We start from the raw sequence: 18,626 nt of genomic DNA, 5'->3' as shown, positions 1-18,626 counted from the left end.
GTAAAATACTGACCTTCACTTGTGACTCAGCGCAATTCGGTGCTTAGTCTTATCCATAAACTAGAGGATTCTTCATGCCACAAGTTAAATTGAAAGAAGGCGAACCAGTAGACGTAGCTATCCGTCGTTTCAAACGTTCATGCGAAAAAGCGGGTGTTTTAGCTGACGTTCGTAAACGTGAATTCTACGAGAAACCAACTCAAGAACGTAAGCGCAAAAAAGCTGCTGCTGTTAAACGCTACCAAAAGAAATTGGCGCGTGAATCAGTACGTACTACTCGCCTTTACTAAGATTAATTTGTGATTGACTGCTCGGATATATAAATGACTACTTTAAAAAACCAAATTACTGACGTTTTGAAAGCAACAATGCGTGCTAAAGAAATGGATAAGTTAACGGTGATTCGTAGTCTCCAAGCAGCAATTAAGCAAATCGAAGTCGATGAACGCGTAGAACTAGATGATAGTCGAGTTCTCGCGGTCATTGAAAAACAAATCAAGCAACGTAAAGAATCGATTAAAGCTTTTGAAAGCGCTAATCGACAAGACTTAGCTAGTAAGGAACAAGCCGAGGTTGAGGTTTTATCTCAATTTCTACCAGCAGCTATGACTGAGGAAGAACTTGATTCAATTATTGCGCAAACGATTGCTGCGCAACAAGCTACTAGCATGAAAGATATGGGTAAGGTGATGAATTCTCTACGTCCGATCATAGCCGGACGTGCCGATCCTGCACAAGTTTCGAGTAAAATTAAAGCTCAACTTTCTTAAGTTTTCGTATTATGTTTGATTTGGTCTATTTAATAATGTCATTAAATAGTCCAGTCTAAATCACGTATCCCCGATATTATTACAACAATACTTTTTAGTTTTTCACTTTCTGATTATTTAAGCTCACATTGAATATTATATCTTTGTAAAATCTGCATTTCTTTCGATTGCTTCACTTTCACAACAACATCCTGCTTACTCATTCTAGAGTAGGAAAATGGTAAATCCTTTCGATATTTATCCACCACCTGATAAAAGCCATCGACATAAGTTCCAACAATGACACAATATCTTTGAGTCTGATCAACACTAAACTGTGTTGTATTTGGCGCTAGTGTTTTTAGAAAATGCCTCATATCGGCATTATATATTTGCGATACAACTTCAATCTCTTGTGTAAATTTAACAGGAAGTGTTTCCGCATGAGTGAACACACCCACCCCAAACAACATCATAAAAAATAGTGGCAATTTCATTATTAGATTCAATCACATAATTTAAAATATTTATTCATTCATCATTCTAAAACAATCTAACCATTAAGAATGAATAGTTTCAATAAAGTTAGGTTTGTATTCCTGGAAAAACTCTTCATAAGGTGGCGGTATTTTCCCTTCAACCACAGAACCGAGCCTTAAACGTATAACGCCTGGTAAATCAAGCCGATGTGAATATAAAGGACTTCCACATTCACCGCAAAATACTCTTGCCTTTAACTCGGTATGAAAATAAGACTTAAGCACATCTTCACCAGAAATTAACTCGAAGTTTTCAAGCGGGATCGGGCTATTCCATGCAGCAAAACCGCCTTGAGCCAACTGACAGTGCTTGCAATAGCACAAGATACTTTTCTCAAGATTACCATGATAAATATATTGCACCTTTCCACATAAGCATTGACCTTTTATCATTTAAACCTCTTATAATTTTTGTTGACGCTCATCCTGCATCATCCGCAGTCTTTGATTGATGACTGCACTCATAGAGTTATTCTCCTTGGCTAAACGCTGAGCATGAATAAGTGAGCGAATCGCATTCTCTTCCGCTCCCTTCCAATATTCAACTTCAGCCCGATATCGCAATACATTTACAGTACGTAAAGGATTTTTAATATCTAAATTTGCCGCTTGTTGTCGAATGAACCATGCTTGAGTATCACGATTATTGATTTGGATAAATTTATTCGCCAACCTTTCAGCAGCAACAAAATTTCCCTGTCGAATATAAATTTCAGCTAATTTATAACTTAAAGCACGATTTTCAGGTGTTATTCGTTGGCGCACCAATATCGTTTCCTGCGCAGAATCAAATTGATTGGTCGCCAAGTAGATATCTGCTTGAATAAGCGCGATAAGCTGATGATTTGGCTGGACTTTCTTAGCAAGCTCAATTTCTTTTTGTGCTAGATCAAAATCACCACGCTTTAAATAAAAAGCAGACAGTGCAATTCTTCCAGCCAATGCATTTGCTCTCACCACTCCCTTTAACTGTTCCTCGTTGGTTTGATTGGTCACAACTGCGGTATACCACTTGATCTGATCAAACTCAGAGAGTGTGTTGCTATATGGAACTTTAGGAAGTTGATCTGCACGTAATCGAGCCTCGCTCATACGCTGAGTAGTCAAAGGATGTGTTAACCAAAAATCAGGAAGATAACTAATTTTTGGAGTCGCACGATTCATGGTTTCAAAAAACTCAGACATACTGTACGGGTTATATCCAGCACGATACATTAATTGCATTCCAATACGGTCTGCTTCACGCTCTTGATTACGACTATAACTTAACTGTCGATCCACCAATGCAGCTTGAGTTCCCATCATCAGGGCAGCACCTGCATTACCATCAGCTTGTGATGCAATTGCAGCACCCACTATGATACCAGCGAGTGCAAGCAATCCCTGCCCTTTAAAAGCCTCTTGAGAACGGCTATAGTGTCTTTGCGAGACGTGTGCCACCTCATGAGCAACCACACCCGCAACTTCATCCATGTTCTTTGCCGACGTAATTAATCCGCTATTCAATGCAAATAAACCGCCAGGTACAGCAAAGGCATTAATTTGCGGATCGTTTACAATCACCAAAGCAATTGGTTGACCCAACTGTGTTTGCGCAATAATTTTTCGGAATACAGCCATAAATTGATCTTCCAACCAAACATTGTTTAACACTGGAAGTTGTTGCTGTACTTGACGATAGACTTTTTCACCGATCATTTTTTCTTTTTGTTGATCGATAAATCCAACACCACTATTAATATCAGGCACTTCAAATTGAATTTTATTGGCATTGTAGAGTTCATCAGCCGCCGCTGAAAAACTCGAACTCGCTATCAATAAAGCCAAAATGATCTTCTTCAAACCTGTATTCCTAAACGTGTACTTCATCGACTATAACATTGAATAATGTGAAGATTAATGATGAACTGTTACGTTTATTATCATGCTCAACAGACTTTACTTATTCACAATATATTGAGGCTCATCCCCATCTAAGGCTTTTACCAGATTATCATAAGCAAGATTTGCCATTTTCATTCTGGTTTCTGCTGTCGCCGAACCTACGTGCGGCAATGTCACTACATTTTCCAATTGAAACAATGGTGATTCTTGGAGCGGCTCTTTCTGATAAACATCTAAACCAGCAGCAAAAATTTTGTGATTTTCAAGCGCCTCAATCAAGGCCGACTCATCCACAACTGATCCTCTGGCAATATTCACAAACACAGCATGTTTTTGCATTTTCTCAAATTGAGCTTGACCGATCAGCGCTTTCGATTGCTCATTTAAATCGACTGCAATGACGATAAAATCAGACGTTGAAAGTAAAGTATCAAGATCACAATATTTCGCCTTTAAAGGCTCAGCTCGCTCTATACATGGTTTTCGATTATGGTATTGAATATTCATATTAAATCCATAAAAACCACGTCGAGCTATCGCAGCACCGATATGACCTAAGCCAATGATACCGAGCGTTTTCCCATAAAAATCTTGACCAAATTGTGCAACACCAGCGGTACGCGTCCAATGTCCATGCTTTGTCCAAGAATCTAAATGTGTCACTTTACGAGCCGCACTCATCAATAAGGTAAAAGCCAAATCAGCAGTCGTCTCTGTCAACACATGAGGCGTATTGGTCAACCAAATACCCTGTTGTTTTAAATATTCAACGTCGTAATTATCATAGCCCACACTGACCGAAGAAATAATTTTAAGTTTTTTTGCGGTCTGTAAGTTGTCTTGATTTAAACGACGCCCAGCGCCTATCATCCCATCTGCATCCGCAACTTCTCTTAAAAGTTGCTCATTAATGTCACCCTGTTTTGGATTAATTTGAACGACCTGATATTTCGATTCTAATTGATTTAATATTTTCGGATCTATCTGACTAAATACCACAACCTTTTTTTTCATAAAACTCCCTCTTTAGATCCAGTATCGATTTAATTTTTAATTAAGTTCCACAAGCGACGTTTTAACAATGGCTGCTTAATCATGTCTTGTAAACTTGCAATCTGCATATGCTGAGTCGTCGATATATGCGGCAAACACCCTAAGCTCAATATCTTTTTATCAACAGATAATGCATCGATAAAACCCTGTATAAATACCTCAGCACCTCTTCCATCTTGGAATTGTGCGAAATTAAATGGCCATTTTAAATCGTAAAACTGTGAACTCACACTACGCTGGATATTCACCCATAAGTTTTCTTGATCTGTGGTGAGCGCTGTAGCATCTAGCAGAATAGTATGTGTTTTAGTGATCATGGCTTGAATTTCAAAAGCATCGATTACAAGCGGTTGACGCTCAGCAACCTCATCTTGAGACTGTTTGTCATTTTCCACAGATTCTCGAGGAAGCTGCACACCGTCTGGATTACTTTTTAATTGAAGCGAAGAATCCTCTATATTTAGCTGTTCAGCTTGTGAAGCTGGTTTTGTGAAGAACTGTTCTGATTGAGCTTGCGCAAATTCAGGAAAACATACATCTATTGGATGATTTTCTTCAACCTGATCGCGATATAAGGAAGGTTTGTAATGACGTGTTTGTGCCGTATTTTGTGGAATCCATATATCGATTCCCATCACAGCTAAGAGGCTTCTTTGGTGCTCTAACATATTCACATTCATTACAGATAGACTGACATGAGGGCTGGGTATTCTACCCACTTTTTTAATCTTTTACTGAACTTTTAATCCGCAAACAATCATAACTTAATTTCATTTCTGACGCATTAATATCCTTGCGCCTTTTAAACTCAGAATGCATTGATAGCTAAACAATAATAACGCTATTTTTCTTATGCATTTGATCCACAATTTCATCACTTTCAAATCCAAGTCGCCAATATAATAATTCAAGTACATCTAACTCATCTTGTGTAATGATTCGATCATTCCATAAACATAATTCAGCAACACCCAAAATACTCAACCGATCTCTCAACAATAATCCAGCAATATCATTGAGAATTTCACCTAAGTCGATAGGTTCATCTGAAATTTCTTCATAAAACTCAATTTCATCACGAGCTAAAATTCTTTCTAAGATTTGGGTTCTAACTTCAAGCTGATTAGCAGTATTTAACTGCTGAACATGTAATAACGCATCTATTAGCCTAACAATTTGCGGCTTAGCATCCTCGATTGATGTTGGACGATGTATTGGCAATAAATCCAGTTGAGACTTCACCTTTTCAATCAGCAAAGCATCCAAAAGTCCAATTTCACCATCTTCTTGAATAATTTTAGCCAATTTAGTAATAAACTGACGCGCACTTGTAGCAGGCATATTTCCCAACTGCTTACATGCCTCATGAAAAATTTGAATATGCACTCGACCATCTATATTTAACAGTGAGTCGACAATTGCACGACTCACAGGCGCATCAGAAGGAATAAATTCACGGTACTGCCGAATCATTAAAATCGCAACCATCACTTCACGCGCACCAGTCGAAGTTTGCAAAGCCCTTTGAATGAGTTCTGGACGTTTCATCTGCTGTCTAACTTCACTATTTAAGGGTTTGATGGCATCCTTAATTGCAAAGCTGATCGGTGATAATCTTAATAATGGAAGTGGCTGTGGTGACATCCATGGATTATATTCTTCAGCAATAGACTCCTCTAAAGAACGCATTAAACTAAATAGTGGTTGATTTCGTAATTTTTGTAAATTTTCTAATTGAATATCTTCAAGTAAATTCGGATTTAATTCATATATACGATCTTGAATACAAGGTTGGATATTCAACCAACTTTGAGGACTAAGTGAGTTAGCAAAGCACATATGAGAAATAGCTTCAGAATATTCACTATGAATCTGTGATCCTGCGTGATGAACATAGATTCTTAATAAGGTTTGAATATTTGCATTACTACTCAATAATTGTCTTGTCATTGCATCGTTATACAATGTTCGACTACCCAAAGTAATATATTTCATCAGACGCGTAATAAAGACGCCTAAACTACCAATTAACCATATGACTCCACCGATCGCCACAAAAGTTGTTTCCAAACTATCTCTCAATTGATCCCGATTACGTCGAAATCCCTGCTTCGCGATTTTACTGCCCCATTGACTAAAGGTAATTAACCCACTGTATAAAATTTTAAGACGAGTATTTTCTCGAGTTTCACCCGATAAAATTTTATGGAATTCATGACCCAACAATCCATAAAGCTCTAACTCATCGAGATTTTGTAGCGCCCCCCAAGTCAGAATAATCACAGTATCTTTGGGATGAAAACCCGCAGTCAGTGCATTAACCCCTATTTCATCGGGTAAGACATAGAGTGTAGGTGTATCAATTGAGAAACGATGTGCTAATTTTTCAGCAAGCCTAAGCGCTGTACTTTCTTCTGGAGTACTTTCAATAAAAGTGAGTTGTCGTGCTTTCAATTGTTTTGCGAGCGTATGACCACCCGAGCGGAAGACATAAAACTCATAAACGACAGAACCACCGATAATGCTAATCAATAGCACCATCATATATGGACTGAGAAAATGCCACCAAATGGACTCAGAAGGATCAATATAATGAACCAACAATCCGAGCGTCGTGTTTAAAATGATAATTGCGAGCACAATAACAATTAAACATACGCTTAATGACCACAGCATATTTTTGTTTTTAATAAAGTAACCACTAACATCTTTCAATGTAAAATTTCCTCATTACATTGTGTTGTGATCATAAATTAAAAAAGCGGGAAATACCCGCTTTTTCAAATAGAAAACTATAAATTAATTTTCTTTAATACCACTCAGATCAACTGAGGCTGCATCAATATTTAGATCGATATAACCATCTTTGGTTTTCTTGGCAGAGTCATTACGCTTGCGCTCTAAACCATCGAGATATGACTCATCAATGTTACCCGCAACGTAAATACCGTCAAATACTGAGCAGTCAAAGTCAGTTAACTCAGGTACTTTTTTCGTACGAACAGCTTGCTTTAAATCTTCCAAATCTTGGAAAATCAAACGATCAGCACCAATCATTTCACGAATTTCTTCAACATCACGATTTGAAGCAATTAATTCGTTTTTAACTGGCATATCAATACCGTAGACATTCGGGTATTTCACCATTGGTGCAGCCGATGCAAAGAAAACTTTTTTAGCACCGGCGTCACGCGCCATTTGAATAATCTCATTACACGTTGTGCCACGCACAATTGAGTCATCTACAAGCAATACGTTCTTATCTTTAAACTCTAATTCAACTGGATTGAGCTTTTGACGTACAGACTTTTTACGCAACTGCTGACCCGGCATAATGAAGGTACGACCGATATAACGGTTTTTCATGAAACCTTCACGGAATTTCACACCGAGTGTATTGGCAAGTTCTAAAGCGGATGTACGCGAAGTATCTGGAATAGGAATGACAACATCAATGTCATGGTCCTCACTCCATTCACGCAGGATTTTCTGCGCCAACTTCTCACCCATTTTCAAACGTGCTTTGTATACCGAAATTCCATCAATGATGGCATCTGGACGAGCAAAATAAACATACTCAAAAATACATGGGCTATGATGTGGGTTAGCCGCACATTGCTTCGTGAATAGATTACCCGCATCATCAATAAAAATTGCTTCACCTGGCATCACATCACGTTCAACTTTAAAACCAAGCGCTGTTAAAGCAACTGATTCGGAAGCAAGAATATATTCAACACCATCATCGGTATCACGCGATCCCAAAATTAAAGGTCGAATACCATTTGGATCACGGAAGCCAACTAAACCATGACCTGTGATCATCGCAACAACAGCATAACCACCTTTACAACGCTCATGCACACGAGTGACTACATGGAAAATATCATCCGCAGTCGGTGTAAGTTTGCCGCGTTTTTGTAATTCATGTGCAAAAACGTTTAATAACACTTCTGAATCTGAATCAGTATTCATGTGACGTAAATCTGTTTTAAACAGATCATCATGAATCTCGTCAGCATTGGTTAAATTACCATTGTGCGCTAAAGTAATACCATAAGGAGAGTTTACGTAAAATGGTTGTGCTTCAGCGCTACTCGATGAGCCAGCTGTTGGATATCGGACATGACCAATTCCGTAATTACCTAACAATGCACGCATATGACGTGTATGAAATACATCACGCACCATGCCATTGTCTTTTCTCAAAAAGAGACGACCATTATGGCATGTCACAATCCCTGCAGCATCTTGTCCACGATGTTGTAACATCGTTAATGCATCAAACAACATTTGGTTAACAGGTGATTTACCAGCTATACCAACAACTCCACACATAGCAACCTCGCAGACAAGCTAGGATTAATAAAAAGGATTATTCGTTGAATGAGATGACGAATCATCTTGTTCAGAAGATGATTGACGAGAAGAATCTGATGATTGATTCGACTCTTCTGATTTCATATGACTTAAAGCTTTTGACGCTGTCTCTTTGGTGTACTCAGTCGCTAAAGGCGCGTAAGGCAATAAAGTTTGAATAAACTTAGATTGTTTCCAATGTGGAGAGCTCTCTACAAATGAACCAATCCCTTGCATAGTAATGAGGACGATTAAGAGACCTTTCAAGGTGCCAAATGCACCACCTGCCAATCGATTTAATGGACCAAGCTTTAAGCTTTTCAGCAACCGATTTAATATTGCAGTGACGATCCAAGTCAAAACAACAATAATCAGAACAATAAAAGCAAATGCCGCTATTTTTTGAACCACAGGATCTTGACTGAGTGCGGACATTGAAGGCGCAATTTTACCCGCAAATTTTGCACCCATAATGAGTGCAAAAATCCATCCTACCAAGTTCGCAAAGGCTTTAACGAATCCTTGACGCAAACCGTTAAGCCCTCCAATGAGCAGAATAATCAGTATAAAGATATCGATGGTATTCATAGATTAGGTCATAGCTTGTACGCAATCTTTAATCAGTTTTGGCCCTGTATAAATTAGACCACTGTAAATTTGAACCAATTGCGCACCCGTTTGCTGTTTAGTCGCGGCTTGATCACCACTAAGAATACCACCAACACCAATCAATGGGATTTGACCTTGAAGTAATTTTGAAAATGCAGATAGACATTGTGTACTTTTTTCAAATACAGGCGCACCAGATAAACCACCTGCTTCATCACCATGCGCTAAATTTTCTACACCCTCACGTGACAAAGTCGTATTGGTCACAATCAGACCATCAATTTTAAATTGAATTAATTGAGATGCAATAAATTCAATATCTGACTCAGTTAAATCTGGGGCAACCTTTAATACCAGTGGAACATAGTGTTGATATTGTTCAGCAAGTTCAAGTTGACGATTTTTTAAAGTTTCAAGAAGTTCTGTTAATGCATGTCCACTTTGTAAACTACGTAAGTTCTTGGTATTCGGAGATGAAATATTAACAGTAATATAAGATGCATAATTATAAACTTTTTCTAAACAAATGAGATAATCAGTTACAGCATCTTCAACTGCTGTATCGGCGTTCTTACCGATATTGATGCCTAATACACCTTTATAATTTGCTGCTTTAACATTCTCAATCAGCTGATCTACACCATCATTATTAAAACCCATACGATTAATAATCGCTTGAGCCTCTGGAAGGCGGAATAAACGCGGTTGAGGATTACCAGACTGAGGTCGAGGGGTAATGGTTCCAATTTCGATAAAACCAAAACCTAAACTCGCAAGTGCATCAATATATGCACCATTTTTATCTAAACCTGCAGCCAAACCAACTGGGTTTGGAAATTGAATACCCATACAAGTCACTGGCTTTGGGTCTATTTTTTGACGCATTATGCCAAACTTATATGTCGATTTAAGCATTGATAATGTCAAATCATGTGCACGCTCAGGCGCCAATGAAAATAGAAATGGACGAGCAAGCGAATATAACATATCTCAAAAACTGCGGTTTTTTAAGTTGCCACATTATAGGCTGAGTATGCCCAAAACGCTATGCCTGTCATAGGTTTATTTTCACCACTTACTGTACTGATGCTGTTAATTTAATCGCAGCTCCAGACTTAATAAGTTCCAATTTTTCAACACTTAAACCCATTTGAACCAATTGGGTAAGAAAATTTGCGAGGATCGCGTAGTTTTCATGCTCAGCACTGATCATTAATTTATTATCGCTTGGTTGTGTGACCACAGATAATCCTGCTTGTTGTGCCACACGCTGAATTTTATCCGAAGGTGTTAGACTTAAATCTGTTGAAGATTTCATTGTCACCACATTGGATTGCATCCACACCAATGTGTCTTTCAGTTCATTCAATCTTTTTTGCTGATTATCTGCTGCTTCGTGCATTTTCCACAAAGCAGATCCAATTGATGCGACGACAACGATAATCGTTGCAGCGATGACAAGTACACGCTCACGCACACTCAATGACGATAAATAGTCATCAATCTTTTCAAATAATTGATCAAATTGATTTTGAAATTTTTCTAAAGTTTTCATTATTGTACTTTCACCAAACCAACGACCATTTTATCCTGAGTTTGCACATTCCCAAGTTCAGCTTTGAAGCCTTGCTGATTCATTTGCTGAATTAGATTTTGTAATTTTTCGGATGAGTCCGCCACCAAATCCATACTTAAACCAGATGCTTCATAAGAAACACGATTTGCGATAATTTGATGTTGCATTAAAATCGGACCTACACGGCTGATTAACTGTAAGACCTCAGTATTTGCAGGTTTACTCATCCGCAAATTACTTTCAAATTGGCTTCGCAAATTTTGCTCATTGAGACGACTATTGGGTCCAAACCACGATTGATATTGCTCTACCGCAACCAAAGCCGTTTGATCAGATACTTTTTTTAACTTTACCCAACGCACTAAATCATAACTGAATTGCACTACAAGCAAGCCCACAAGCAGTGCTGCACATGCTTTCCAATAGCCTGAGATTCCACCCTCTGTGTTTTTTGCTTTAGGCAAAACATTGAATGGATGATTCTTTAATTTTTTTTCAGCTTTAAATACATAATTAAAGCTTTCCCACTCATTTTGTTCCGTTGCATGAATCAAACTCATCATCTGATCATCATTTAACCGATCATGCAAAATATGTATAGGCTTTGGCAATAGATCCAAAAACAATGCTAAATCATCAATCGCAAAACCTTGATTTGATCCTGTTCTCGCCAATAAATGCCCATGAATATTAGCTAAAATAGTTTGCCCCTGTTCTGGCACTGGTAAGACCAAAAAATCGGGTAATAGCGCAACCACTTTCACCGGAATCAAGTTCAGAGCATGTTGCATTGTTTGGACTTGGTATTGACTGATCCCCATTACTGACAATTGGTCTGGTGCCTCAAATTGAGTAAGCACTTTCATCTGATCAATGGAGTGAATGGTATATTCTTCAAGTAAATATTTAGCGCCTTCGCTTCCAATTTGCTTGAATTGAGCTTTGGGCATATTTTGTTGAATAATTTGTACATCATGGCTTGAAAAGAATACAACAGCTTCTTGTCCATGATACGGTTGAGTATCTTGAATCAACTCTTCTAGCGTTGTTGATGAATTCCAATTTTCACCATTTGACCAGAGCCAAACCCCATTCGACACTGGCATCCATAAATACAACATTAATTTTATTCTGCCGTTTTATTCATTAAACACTTATGGTTATTAAGCTGACGGTACAAAATGTTTTAATTTTGTGGAAAGTCCCGCAGCAATGACTGTCTGATCATAAATCCGCGCTTCAGCAAGCGAAAAAGGATTAAAAAATTCAGACGTAATAATTTCTTCAATATATGCCACAACATTCATATGACATACAACCACAATATTCTCAAAAGGTAGTTGAGATAACCACTCAACTGCAACTTTAGCATCATCGTCAGGTTTAATTTTATCACATACTAAAACTTCAACATTTGGAAAGAGTTGCTGTATATGTTTTAAAGTTTCCTGCGCCCTGAGCAAAGTACTCACTACAAATATATCAGGTGCTACTACGTCTTTTAAAAAGTGCGCAGTTTGTTCAGCTTGAATATGACCCCGCTCAGTCAGTGGTCGTTTCGAGTCATTACCATTAATTGGTGGAGCGGCTTCACCATGACGAACTAAAGTGAGTTGCATTTGTTTTCCCTAAACCATGTGTCATCCATCATATCTAAACATTATGACAATGATGATAAACCATTCATTAATCTTAAACTTTATGATGCGGCAATACGAATTCAACATCACTTCGATGACCATTCTTCATCAAAGATAATGCAATATGTAATGGTGGTGCACCTTCATAAATCACTTCATAAAGTGCTGTGGTGATTGGCATATAGACATCAAGCTCTTTGGCTCTTGCATTCACTTGCACAATGGTATTAATCCCTTCAGCCGTTTGCCCCAGTTCCGTCGTTGCCTGCTCTAAGGTTTTACCTGAACCTAAAGCAAATCCAACTTGATAATTTCGACTTAAAGGACTATTACACGTTGCGAATAAATCGCCAACACCAGACAAACCTAAGAATGTCAGTGGATTTGCGCCTAGCTGTACAGCAAAGCGACTCATTTCCGCCAACGCACGTGTCAAAATCATACTTTTGGTATTTTCGCCAACGTTGTAGGCTGCAGCCATCCCCATTGCGACAGCATAGATATTTTTAAGTGCGCCTCCAAGCTCCACGCCATGTACATCATCGCTTCCAAATACACGAAATAGTGCACTGTGTAATGCTTGCTGCACTGCATATCTCACCAATTCAGAATGGCTGGCAATCACTGTTCCAGCAGGCATTCCTGACATAATTTCTTTCGCTAAATTTGGGCCCGAAAGGACGCCATAAGGCACTTCTGGAAGCTCTTCACGAATAATATCACTCATGAAACTAAAGGTTTTAGCTTCGATCCCTTTTGTGAGTGATACAACCGCCTGAGCAGTGATAAAGGGCTTGATCTGTTTGAGTACATCTCGGAATGAATGGCTCGGAATAGCGACCAAAATAATGTCTCGATCTCGAACAGCCTTTTCAAGATTGGATTCTGCTTTTAATGCTGGCTCAAGGTTGTAATCCGGCAAATATCTTGAATTAACATGTGTTCGATTGATTTCATTCGCAATTTCCTCATCACGAATCCAAATCATGGTGTCACAACCATTTCGCACTGCCGTATTCGCCATGGCTGTACCAAAACTACCACCACCAAGAATCGTAACACGCAAGGCTGTTTTATGATCAATTGCAACTGGCTCGACCAAATCTGAAAACTTTAATTCCGACATTCTTTTAAATCCTAAACATTCTTTTTCTAATCGTTAAATTTGCAATGTTGCAATTACGGCTGCCAAAAACTGACGAATGCATCTGTTTCAATCTCAGCGCGTGGTGCAATCGCCTTAAAAGCAGTCCCTACATAAATGATACCTGAAATTAAATCATGCGTTTGTAGCCCCAGCTTTCTTTTAAATAGATCTGACTCCACAACAGCACCACTGCGCCACATGGTATTGAAACCCTGAGCTTGTAAACTGAGCAAAAGATTTTGTATTGCAGCGCCTGAACTTAAAGTTTGCTCAAAATATGGAACTTTCGCATGATCATGAAATCGTGTTACAGCGATAATCAGCATAGGTGCACGCATAGGATGATGACGTACGCGTTCAATTTGAATTGAATCAGTTTCACCAAGGTCTGCTACTGCTTCACTGAGTAAAACACCAAATGCTTCACGTTGCTCTCCTTTCACAACAATAAATTGTGTCGGTTTCAGACGATGATGATCGGGTGCGGTTAAAGCGGCTTTAAAAGCTAATTCTAATTGTTCTGCGTTAGGATGAGGTTCTACCAAATGACCAACGGATTGACGCTGATGAATATTGTCATGCACTACTTGAGAAAATTGATCTGACATTTGAAGACTAATCTTTAAACTAACACTATATACTTAAGCTTAGCACAAACATTGAAAACTACTCTACAGTTATACTTATACACGAGGCATGCAGCATAATTACAATCAAACATAAATCAGGCATTTCACTTCAAAATCGATACAAAACATGCTTAATTCTTTGGAATTTAAGCCCTAGCATACATGACTGAGCTCCAAACTTAATATTGCAACGCTAGAGGAAAAATAAAATGAAAAAATTAATGACATTGGCTTCTGTAGCGACTACAACAATTCTCCTGAGTGCTTGTGCATCAACACCTACTGAAACACTTGCTATTCAAAAACCAAACAATCAATATGAAGTGTCAGGATTAGGCAAAACCCAAGTTCTTGCAAAAAATAATGCAATTTCTGCCGCGAACAAAACTTGTGGTAAGAATTCTGCGCCTGTCTTAATTGACGAAAAAACTGAATATAACGGCGCACTAAAAGGTGTTGTGGATGAACAGACTGGTAAACTCATTACTGCAGCTTCATCAGTTCTTGGCTCTGTGATCGGCACTAAAAATACAATCGAAAAAGACACTGACTACCAAACAACAATCACCTTCAGCTGTAATTCAACCCGCTAAAATTTCCTATAAAAAAAGTCCCTTTGATGGGACTTTTTTTATTGAGTAATTAGCAATAACCATCTAAACGTGTCAATGGAATCTTTTGACCAATCGCTTTTTCGATCTCAGGTAAATAAAAAGCATCATCTTCTGACAAGAAACTGATACTCACCCCTCTTGTTCCTGCTCGACCTGTACGACCTATACGGTGTACATAATCATCAGACTGCTCAGGCAGAGTAAAATTAATCACGTGTGACACACCATCCACATGAATACCTCGACCAGCCACATCTGTTGCGATCATAATGTTGTGTTTGCCATTTTTAAATTGATCCAACATCTTTAAACGTTTATCTTGCGCGATTTCACCAGATAACATCACTACCTTGTAACCATCATGCTTAAGATGATCATACAGCTTACGGACCTGATCACGGCGGTTTGCAAATATCATGACCTTTTCAATGGGCTCATCACGCAATATTTCTTGCAGCAATTTGTATTTATCTGATTTCCCAACCACATAAACACGTTGCTCTACGTCAGCATTGGTTTTTTTCTCAGGCTCAATTTCGACAGTAACAGGTTCAAATAACCATTGTTGAGCAAGATTGAGTACATCATAACTAAACGTAGCAGAGAACATTAAAGTTTGACGTTGTTCTTTGCGTGGAGAGAATCGCACAATGCGTTTAACAGAAGGAATAAATCCCATATCTAGTAAACGATCTGCCTCATCAATGACTAAAAATTCAATTTGATCCAACCAAATTTCTTTTTGTTCAGTAAAATCAATCAAACGACCTGGTGTCGCGACAAGAATATCTACGAAATTTTCATCCAGTTGTTTTTTTTGCTTATCGAAGTCTACACCACCCACCAAAGTCACAACATTTAAGTCGGTAAACTTAGTCAGATCACGTGCATCGTTTTCAATTTGAATCGCAAGCTCACGCGTTGGTGCCATAATTAGAGCACGGGGTTCACCACGATAACGCTGTGTTTGTATCGGATTGTTCAATAAATCATTAATAACACTAATTAAGAATGCTGCGGTTTTTCCTGTGCCTGTTTGTGCACGTCCAATTGCATCATGCCCTGCCAACGTATATTTCAATACTTTCTGTTGAATGGGGGTCATTTCATTAAACCCTAAAGCATCAATCGCTTGCTTAAGTTGCGGATGTAAATTAAGGGTTTCGAAACCTGATGACATATAAGGGGCTCTACAATCAATATTTGATAATGGTCTATAGTATAAACAAAAAACGCCCCAATTTATCAAAATTGGAGCGCAACCTAATTTTCAGTGAAAAGTAGGATTAGTCTAAAGGCTGAACTTCTTCAGCTTGAAAACCTTTTTGACCTTGTACAACGCTGAATTCTACGCGTTGACCGTCACGAAGTGAACGGTGGCCTTCACCTTGAATAGCACGGAAATGAACGAATACGTCATCACCGCCTGCGCGTTGAATAAAGCCAAAACCTTTAGTATCGTTAAACCACTTAACAACGCCTTGTTCGCGAGCTGTCATAAGTTAATCCTCAGTTGGTAAGAAAAGGGACCACCCGGTGTTGCAAACAGCAGAGCAAACAAATTTTAAAACATTTTTTATTTCAAAGCTTGTAATCATTCTGTAAAACTATTAACAAAATCCCGGTTATATCCATTATAAATAAGGCTTAGAGAACAAATTTCTCTACGCAATCCTTAAGTACGCATTGAGCTTAACATGGGTACAACACAATTAATAGAAAAATTTTAGCTAATTATCTAACTAAAACTTGTATATTAATCACACAAATTTAGTGCAAAAATTGCACTTTATTTGAACAGTTCATCTAAATCATTTAATTTTATTCTTAAGTCACACTTTTGCTAGAATAATGACCAACTTTATTATTCAATCTCGTGTTTTACTATGTCTCAAGTGTTAATCGATGCGATGGGTAAACCTTGCCCTTTACCTTTACTGCTACTTAAGAAATCGATGAAACAAAATAGTGCACCTCAGCAATTTTTATTAAAAGCTTCAGATCCGAACAGTCAAATCGATATTCAACGTTATTGTCAGCTACATAAATTGACATGCGCATTTAAACAAGTTTCGGATTCTGAATTTCATTACGTGATTGAATCTTAGGTGTTTTCATCTAAATTAATCATGGATAAATATTGTATTTAAATTTACATTTCACTACCCAAATTCGCTTAATTCTGTATGCTATAAGGATTAAGATGAATGTAATTGGTTTTTTAAACTATTTTCCTATAAGGAGTACTCATGACTGACAGCAGCAATCAATTGATGCCCCTGTCATTGTCTGCGCCCGGGGTCAATTTAGGTGCTTACATTAGTACTGTAAACCAGATCCCTATTTTGACAGCTGAACAAGAAAAAGAGTTAGCTGAACGTTATTTTTATGACCAAGATCTAGACGCAGCTAAAATGCTGGTGATGTCCCACCTTCGTTTTGTTGTGCATATTGCCCGCAGTTACGCAGGTTACGGCTTACCTCAAGGCGATTTAATCCAAGAAGGTAATTTAGGCTTGATGAAAGCTGTAAAACGCTTCGATCCCAATATGGGAGTACGCTTAGTTTCTTTTGCAGTACATTGGATTAAAGCTGAAATCCACGAATATGTGATTCGTAACTGGCGTATTGTTAAAATTGCGACAACTAAAGCTCAACGTAAACTGTTCTTCAACTTAAGAAGCTTAAAAAAATCGAGCAAGAAATTAACGCTCGAGGAAGCGCAATCTATTGCGGCTGATTTAAATGTAACAGCTGAACAAGTTCTTGAAATGGAAGGTCGTTTAACAGCTTATGACGCAGCCTTCGAAGCTCAATCTGATGAAGATGATGAAAGCTCAGTTCATGTCGCTCCTGCGCTTTACTTAGAGGATAATCGTTATGACCCTGCTCGTTTAGCAGAGGAAGAAGATTATGAATCTCAGAGCACCTCTGCTTTACATGAAGCAATGGATCAGCTGGATGATCGTTCACGCAATATTTTACAGCGCCGCTGGTTAGATGATGATAAGTCTACGTTGCATGAACTAGCAGCCGAATATAATGTTTCCGCTGAACGTATTCGCCAGCTTGAAAAAAATGCCATGGACAAGATCAAGATCGCCATGTCATCAAATTAATACGATTACAAAAAAAGAGCTATAAGCTCTTTTTTTGTATTTACGCTATGCAAGTTTAAAAAAATCGTACGTCATGTATGCTATCGTATGACGCAATTTTCGATTGGGAATAACCTGATGTGGATCTCAATATCAGCCATTAATTTAGCGCTTGCCGTAATGCTAGGTGCTTTCGGCGCTCATGGCCTTAAAGCTCGTGCAACCGAAGCCCAACTGACATGGTGGCAGACTGCAACTGATTATTTCTTTTATCATGCAATTGGATTATTAATACTCGCACTCATACCAAAAATAATTCCAAACTTTTCAACTCAATTCAGCTTTATCTTCATCCAGTTCGGTATCATTTTATTTTGTGGATCTCTATATCTCATGGCTTTAGGGCTCCCGCGCGGGTTAGGGGCAATTACACCTCTTGGTGGAGCATTGATGATTATTGGCTGGCTACTTTTAGCATGGCAAGCATTCAAAATTCAACATTAATTTGAAGGTCATCTGATGAATATTTTTTTAAATGGCGAGTCGATTCAAACGCAATGCCAAAACTTATTAGAACTGGTTCAAGAATTATCGCTAGAAGGTAAACGATTTGCTGTTGAAAAAAATGAAATGATCATTTCAAAAAGTAAACTAGCAGATACCCCTATTTCAGATGCTGACCGTATAGAAATAATTCATGCTGTTGGCGGTGGTTAACTCGGAGTAAAT

At 38.3% G+C, this 18,626-nt stretch carries 23 protein-coding genes; 7 read left to right on the top strand and 16 right to left on the bottom strand.

The genetic code is table 11. The features are described from left to right. The first annotated feature begins 74 nt into the window (after positions 1 to 74). Both rpsU and AC1M9D_RS01810 read left to right on the top strand, forming a co-directional pair. Positions 75 to 290, top strand: coding sequence for a 30S ribosomal protein S21 (rpsU, locus tag AC1M9D_RS01815; RefSeq protein ID WP_001136722.1), 216 nt, complete (start codon positions 75 to 77; stop codon positions 288 to 290). A 33-nt stretch (positions 291 to 323) separates the two neighbouring features. Then, positions 324 to 770 carry a GatB/YqeY domain-containing protein gene (locus AC1M9D_RS01810; protein WP_035268744.1) on the top strand — a complete coding sequence of 149 codons (447 nt, stop codon included), beginning with the start codon at positions 324 to 326 and terminating at the stop codon, positions 768 to 770. A gap of 113 nt (positions 771 to 883) precedes the next feature. On the opposite strand, the gene AC1M9D_RS01805 is transcribed toward AC1M9D_RS01810, so the two are convergent. From AC1M9D_RS01805 to AC1M9D_RS01740, 14 genes are all read right to left on the bottom strand, one after another. Beyond that, positions 884 to 1,246: a hypothetical protein gene (locus AC1M9D_RS01805; RefSeq protein WP_035268745.1), complete on the bottom strand. Its 363-nt coding sequence runs from the start codon at positions 1,244 to 1,246 to the stop codon at positions 884 to 886. A 63-nt stretch (positions 1,247 to 1,309) separates the two neighbouring features. After that, positions 1,310 to 1,681: a GFA family protein gene (locus AC1M9D_RS01800; RefSeq protein ID WP_481611376.1), complete on the bottom strand. Its 372-nt coding sequence runs from the start codon at positions 1,679 to 1,681 to the stop codon at positions 1,310 to 1,312. A 9-nt stretch (positions 1,682 to 1,690) separates the two neighbouring features. Next, positions 1,691 to 3,130 carry a M48 family metalloprotease gene (locus AC1M9D_RS01795; protein ID WP_257227566.1) on the bottom strand — a complete coding sequence of 480 codons (1,440 nt, stop codon included), beginning with the start codon at positions 3,128 to 3,130 and terminating at the stop codon, positions 1,691 to 1,693. 96 nt (positions 3,131 to 3,226) lie between these two features. Further along, complete coding sequence (locus AC1M9D_RS01790; protein WP_092766150.1) at positions 3,227 to 4,186, bottom strand: 2-hydroxyacid dehydrogenase; 960 nt, start codon at positions 4,184 to 4,186, stop codon at positions 3,227 to 3,229. Positions 4,187 to 4,215: 29 nt separating this feature from the next. Continuing rightward, entirely contained in the window at positions 4,216 to 4,893 is a 678-nt protein-coding gene (locus AC1M9D_RS01785) for a hypothetical protein (RefSeq protein ID WP_481611375.1), read from the bottom strand. Positions 4,894 to 5,050: 157 nt separating this feature from the next. After that, a complete protein-coding gene (locus tag AC1M9D_RS01780) occupies positions 5,051 to 6,940 on the bottom strand; it encodes a M48 family metalloprotease (RefSeq protein ID WP_481611374.1) in 1,890 nt (629 codons plus the stop codon). Between the two features lie 84 nt (positions 6,941 to 7,024). After that, positions 7,025 to 8,563 (bottom strand): amidophosphoribosyltransferase, encoded by a 1,539-nt coding sequence (gene purF / locus AC1M9D_RS01775; protein ID WP_035268762.1) that lies wholly within the window; start codon positions 8,561 to 8,563, stop codon positions 7,025 to 7,027. A gap of 24 nt (positions 8,564 to 8,587) precedes the next feature. Beyond that, entirely contained in the window at positions 8,588 to 9,172 is a 585-nt protein-coding gene (locus AC1M9D_RS01770; protein WP_035268765.1) for a CvpA family protein, read from the bottom strand. A 3-nt stretch (positions 9,173 to 9,175) separates the two neighbouring features. Continuing rightward, a complete protein-coding gene (locus AC1M9D_RS01765) occupies positions 9,176 to 10,180 on the bottom strand; it encodes a quinone-dependent dihydroorotate dehydrogenase (RefSeq protein ID WP_035268767.1) in 1,005 nt (334 codons plus the stop codon). Between the two features lie 88 nt (positions 10,181 to 10,268). Further along, entirely contained in the window at positions 10,269 to 10,748 is a 480-nt protein-coding gene (gene gspM / locus AC1M9D_RS01760) for a type II secretion system protein GspM (protein WP_035268769.1), read from the bottom strand. Beyond that, a complete protein-coding gene (gene gspL / locus AC1M9D_RS01755) occupies positions 10,748 to 11,890 on the bottom strand; it encodes a type II secretion system protein GspL (RefSeq protein WP_035268771.1) in 1,143 nt (380 codons plus the stop codon). The genes gspM and gspL overlap by 1 nt, the downstream gene beginning before the upstream one ends. Before the next feature lie 42 nt (positions 11,891 to 11,932). After that, positions 11,933 to 12,388, bottom strand: a complete 456-nt coding sequence (locus AC1M9D_RS01750; RefSeq protein WP_035268776.1) for a phosphoglycerate mutase family protein — start codon at positions 12,386 to 12,388, stop codon at positions 11,933 to 11,935. Positions 12,389 to 12,461: 73 nt separating this feature from the next. Next, entirely contained in the window at positions 12,462 to 13,535 is a 1,074-nt protein-coding gene (locus AC1M9D_RS01745) for an NAD(P)H-dependent glycerol-3-phosphate dehydrogenase (protein ID WP_092766141.1), read from the bottom strand. Between the two features lie 53 nt (positions 13,536 to 13,588). Beyond that, complete coding sequence (locus AC1M9D_RS01740; RefSeq protein WP_035268783.1) at positions 13,589 to 14,164, bottom strand: nitroreductase family protein; 576 nt, start codon at positions 14,162 to 14,164, stop codon at positions 13,589 to 13,591. 230 nt (positions 14,165 to 14,394) lie between these two features. Between AC1M9D_RS01740 and AC1M9D_RS01735 the strand changes: the two genes are divergently transcribed. Beyond that, positions 14,395 to 14,778 (top strand): hypothetical protein, encoded by a 384-nt coding sequence (locus AC1M9D_RS01735; protein ID WP_481611373.1) that lies wholly within the window; start codon positions 14,395 to 14,397, stop codon positions 14,776 to 14,778. 49 nt (positions 14,779 to 14,827) lie between these two features. On the opposite strand, the gene rhlB is transcribed toward AC1M9D_RS01735, so the two are convergent. Next, a complete protein-coding gene (rhlB, locus tag AC1M9D_RS01730; protein WP_035265921.1) occupies positions 14,828 to 15,979 on the bottom strand; it encodes an ATP-dependent RNA helicase RhlB in 1,152 nt (383 codons plus the stop codon). Between the two features lie 106 nt (positions 15,980 to 16,085). Then, positions 16,086 to 16,298: a cold-shock protein gene (locus AC1M9D_RS01725; protein WP_004824348.1), complete on the bottom strand. Its 213-nt coding sequence runs from the start codon at positions 16,296 to 16,298 to the stop codon at positions 16,086 to 16,088. A gap of 387 nt (positions 16,299 to 16,685) precedes the next feature. Between AC1M9D_RS01725 and AC1M9D_RS01720 the strand changes: the two genes are divergently transcribed. The 4 genes from AC1M9D_RS01720 (at position 16,686) to thiS (ending at position 18,614) form a co-directional block, all read left to right on the top strand. After that, positions 16,686 to 16,907, top strand: coding sequence for a sulfurtransferase TusA family protein (locus AC1M9D_RS01720; RefSeq protein ID WP_035265917.1), 222 nt, complete (start codon positions 16,686 to 16,688; stop codon positions 16,905 to 16,907). 141 nt (positions 16,908 to 17,048) lie between these two features. Then, a complete protein-coding gene (rpoH, locus tag AC1M9D_RS01715) occupies positions 17,049 to 17,918 on the top strand; it encodes an RNA polymerase sigma factor RpoH (RefSeq protein ID WP_035265916.1) in 870 nt (289 codons plus the stop codon). A 117-nt stretch (positions 17,919 to 18,035) separates the two neighbouring features. Beyond that, positions 18,036 to 18,401 (top strand): DUF423 domain-containing protein, encoded by a 366-nt coding sequence (locus tag AC1M9D_RS01710; RefSeq protein WP_035265913.1) that lies wholly within the window; start codon positions 18,036 to 18,038, stop codon positions 18,399 to 18,401. A gap of 15 nt (positions 18,402 to 18,416) precedes the next feature. Next, complete coding sequence (gene thiS / locus AC1M9D_RS01705) at positions 18,417 to 18,614, top strand: sulfur carrier protein ThiS (protein ID WP_035265912.1); 198 nt, start codon at positions 18,417 to 18,419, stop codon at positions 18,612 to 18,614. Positions 18,615 to 18,626 lie beyond the last annotated feature (12 nt).

It is taken from the genome of Acinetobacter sp. ANC_7682, from assembly GCF_056779795.1.
Note: the sequence above shows the minus strand (reverse complement) of the source record. Positions and strands in the feature narration are given on the sequence as shown.